The 3,242-nt window shown below is 28.2% G+C and carries 5 protein-coding genes and 1 pseudogene; 4 read left to right on the top strand and 2 right to left on the bottom strand.

The genetic code is table 11. The features are described 5' to 3' along the window. The 4 genes and pseudogenes from B4G36_RS09920 to B4G36_RS09905 form a co-directional block, all read left to right on the top strand. Window positions 1-257, top strand: a pseudogene (locus B4G36_RS09920) (Crp/Fnr family transcriptional regulator); the annotation flags it as partial. Window positions 258-331: 74 nt separating this feature from the next. Further along, window positions 332-658, top strand: a complete 327-nt coding sequence (locus B4G36_RS09915) for a DMT family transporter (protein WP_291063712.1) — start codon at window positions 332-334, stop codon at window positions 656-658. Next, on the top strand, window positions 658-1,179 hold the full coding sequence (locus B4G36_RS09910; RefSeq protein ID WP_291063710.1) for a GNAT family N-acetyltransferase: 522 nt from the start codon (window positions 658-660) through the stop codon (window positions 1,177-1,179). The genes B4G36_RS09915 and B4G36_RS09910 overlap by 1 nt, the downstream gene beginning before the upstream one ends. Before the next feature lie 94 nt (window positions 1,180-1,273). Beyond that, window positions 1,274-1,600 (top strand): DUF493 family protein, encoded by a 327-nt coding sequence (locus B4G36_RS09905; RefSeq protein ID WP_286494845.1) that lies wholly within the window; start codon window positions 1,274-1,276, stop codon window positions 1,598-1,600. A gap of 486 nt (window positions 1,601-2,086) precedes the next feature. On the opposite strand, the gene B4G36_RS09900 is transcribed toward B4G36_RS09905, so the two are convergent. Next, window positions 2,087-2,578 (bottom strand): 3'-5' exonuclease, encoded by a 492-nt coding sequence (locus tag B4G36_RS09900; RefSeq protein WP_038334348.1) that lies wholly within the window; start codon window positions 2,576-2,578, stop codon window positions 2,087-2,089. Between the two features lie 3 nt (window positions 2,579-2,581). Next, window positions 2,582-3,242, bottom strand: a 661-nt coding sequence (miaA, locus tag B4G36_RS09895) for a tRNA (adenosine(37)-N6)-dimethylallyltransferase MiaA (RefSeq protein ID WP_291063708.1), incomplete at its 5' end; no start/stop codon positions are given.

Raw genomic sequence — 3,242 nt, 5'->3', positions numbered from 1 at the left:
AAATTAAATCTTCAGACATACAATTGTTTTATGCGACAAATTTAGAAATTGCAAATTGGGGAAGAAAACTTGCTGAAATTGAATTGATAAAAACTGAAGAGCGTTTTATTTCTAGGCAACTAGGAACGGCGATTGATCGTTATAAAAAATTGTTAGAAGAAAATCCAAGTTTGATTAATCGTGTGCAATTAGGTTATATCGCGTCTTATTTAGGAATTTCTCAAGTGACATTAAGTAGGATTCGCACAGAAATTTAAGCGAATAATTTTTTTACAAATGTAAAAAAATTCTATTTTTTTCTAATTCATCTTTGCATCAAAATATTAACAAAATGAATTGGATTTTATTGATTTTAGGAGGATTATTCGAGATTGGATTTACATCATCTATAGGGAAAGCCAAAGAAACAACAGGCTCAGAAATGTACATGTGGTATGGCGCTTTTGCAATATGTTTGGTTGCAAGTATGACGTTATTAATCAAAGCAACACAAACTTTACCTTTGGGAACTGCTTATGCTGTTTGGACTGGAATTGGCGCTGTTGGAACAGTTTTAATCGGAATTTTTGTATTCAAAGAACCAGCTAATTTTTGGAGAATATTCTTTATTTTTACATTAATTAGTTCAATTGTAGGATTAAAATTTGTTTCGCATTAATGAACGAAGAAATTACAATAAAAAGAGTTGAAAAAAAACACATTACAGAACTTCAAGAAATCTCTAAAAAGACATTTGCAGATACATTTTCTTCTTCTAACACAGAAGAGGATATGCAAAAATATTTGAACGAAAGTTTTTCAGAAGATCAATTATTAAAAGAATTGAAGAATCAAAATTCGTTGTTCTTTTTTGCAATGATTAACCAAAAAATTGTCGGTTATCTGAAATTAAATATTGGTGATGCTCAAACAGAAGTTTATGATATGAATTCTTTGGAAATTGAAAGAATTTATGTGTTAGAATTGTTTCAAGGAAAGAAAATTGGACAAATTCTTTTTAATAAAGCTGTAGAAATAACTAAAAACCTCAACTTGCATACAATTTGGTTAGGAGTTTGGGAAAAGAATATTTCTGCGATTAATTTCTATTTAAAGAATGGTTTCGAAAAATTCGATCAACATATTTTCAGACTTGGAGATGATGAACAAATAGATTATATGATGAGATTGAAATTATAAGATTTATAATATGTCAAAATGTCTTATTAATTCTATATTTTATTAAGAATGTGAAGTGGTATTGTTTTTGACATTGTAACAAAAAATAATAGATATGGACGCAAATAGAGATTATACATTCGAAGAAATACCAGATAACTCTCACAATGAGCAGGATTTTTATGCAAAATTCAAAGAAAGATTAGATGATGTTCAAAAATTTCCAGCAGATTATTTGTTCAAATTCATTTATCCTTCAAGTGAAGAAACGATGAAAAAAATAAAAGATATTTTTGCAGGAACGAATGCTGAATTTGATTACAAAGCTTCAAAAAATAGAAAATATACATCTATTTCGATTAAACTTTATGTGATTGATGCGGATACAGTAATCAATTATTACAAAGAAGTTTCGAAGATAGAAGGCGTTATAATGTTATAAAAAAAGGTTGCAAATGCAGCCTTTTTTTATCTTTTTAAAAAGAGTAGGGAGGTATCAATTTTTCAATTTTGAAATTAATGTTCCCAGAGTAACCCTCTTTATTATGTTAAATACATAATGTGATTATTTTACTTCTTCGATAAAAACCCAATTGAAATCAATTTTTTAAATTATTATTTTTTTCAACTTGCAAAGATTTATCGGAACTAAATTTTAGTTTATACTTCATCTTATCAAAAATTCTGATAGTTAATTTTTCAAATTATCAATTCATTCCTCAAAATCAAAATAAACTTTATTGAAGTTCAATATTTGATGTAACGAATTTCTTAGAAAAGTGAATTATTAAAGTTATTATTAATCAATTTTAAATACTTGTAAATACTTACAAATATTTGTAAATGGATATAGTTTTGAATATAAATCTATTATAATTAATATAGAATTGTTTTTTAAACGTTAAATCAGATAAATTTTTAGTAAAAACTATTTTAATAAGTATAATTGAGCACAAACTTTTGCATCAGATAAAGCTTCATGATGGTTGAGTTGAAGATTAAATCGGCGAGCACAATCGGATAATTTTGTAGGAACAATTCCTTTCTGTTTGAAAATTCTGTATGTACATTCCCACTTTTCGGCAAGGTTAAGTTGAGAGTAATTGAGGCTATAAAACTCCATTGTATTCTTCAAAACAGAACGATCAAACGATTCGTTATGTGCAACAACAAGCTGATTTTGTAAACGATGTTTGATTTCAAAATAGACATCTTCAAAACTTGGTGCATCGATTGTGTCTTCGGGACGAATTCCATGAACCAAAATATTATGATAATTATATTGATTTTGTGGTGGTTGAATTAACGTGTAATACTCGTCTGTAATCACATTATCTGTCACAGTTACAATTCCAACCGCGCAAGCAGAATTACGATAATTGTTTGCAGTTTCGAAATCGATGGCAACAAAATTTTCCATAATTTATATTTTGTTCGATATAAAATTAATGATATTTTCTTGTTCGAAAGGAGAAAACCAATTGACAGTTTCATCTTTTTTGAACCATGTCATTTGACGTTTTGCAAAACGTCTTGTATTCTTTTTGATTTCTTTTATCGCAAAATCCAATGTAATTTTCTCTTCAAAAAAGTCGAACAATTCTCGATAACCAACAGTTTGCAAAGCATTCAAATCTTTTAAAGGAAATAAATTTTTTGCTTCATTTAATAAACCTTCGTTCATCATAATATCAACTCGACGATTGATTCGGTTGTACATTTCTTCGCGAGGAAGTTCTAAACCGATTTTAATTATGTTAAATGGACGTTTGTTTAAATCTTGATTTCTGAAGTTAGAGAAAGGTAAACCCGAAGATCTAAAAATTTCTAAAGCACGTGTTACACGCTGTTTATTGAAAATATCAACTTCTTCAAAATACTTTGGATCGACTTCTTGCAATTCTTTTTGCAATTTTTCAATTCCAAATTCAGCAAGCTCATTATTCAAATCTTCTCTAATTTTAGGATCAACATCAGGAAATTCGTCAAAGCCAACTGTGATCGCTTTTTCATATAAACCAGAGCCACCAACCATGACGCAAATGTCATTTGTTTTGAAATAATTATTCAAAAAAGCTAAGCCA

Source organism: Empedobacter sp. UBA3239 (assembly GCF_002362875.1).
Lineage (GTDB): Bacteria > Bacteroidota > Bacteroidia > Flavobacteriales > Weeksellaceae > Empedobacter > Empedobacter falsenii_B.
The sequence above is the reverse complement of the archived record's forward strand: the minus strand, read 5'-3'. Positions and strand labels throughout refer to the sequence as shown.

Coding starts and splice junctions, on each gene's coding strand:
- B4G36_RS09915 (WP_291063712.1), top strand. CDS start 332: ATGAATTGGATTTTATTGATTTTAGGAGGATTATTCGAGATTGGATTT.
- B4G36_RS09910 (WP_291063710.1), top strand. CDS start 658: ATGAACGAAGAAATTACAATAAAAAGAGTTGAAAAAAAACACATTACA.
- B4G36_RS09905 (WP_286494845.1), top strand. CDS start 1,274: ATGGACGCAAATAGAGATTATACATTCGAAGAAATACCAGATAACTCT.
- B4G36_RS09900 (WP_038334348.1), bottom strand. CDS start 2,578: ATGGAAAATTTTGTTGCCATCGATTTCGAAACTGCAAACAATTATCGT.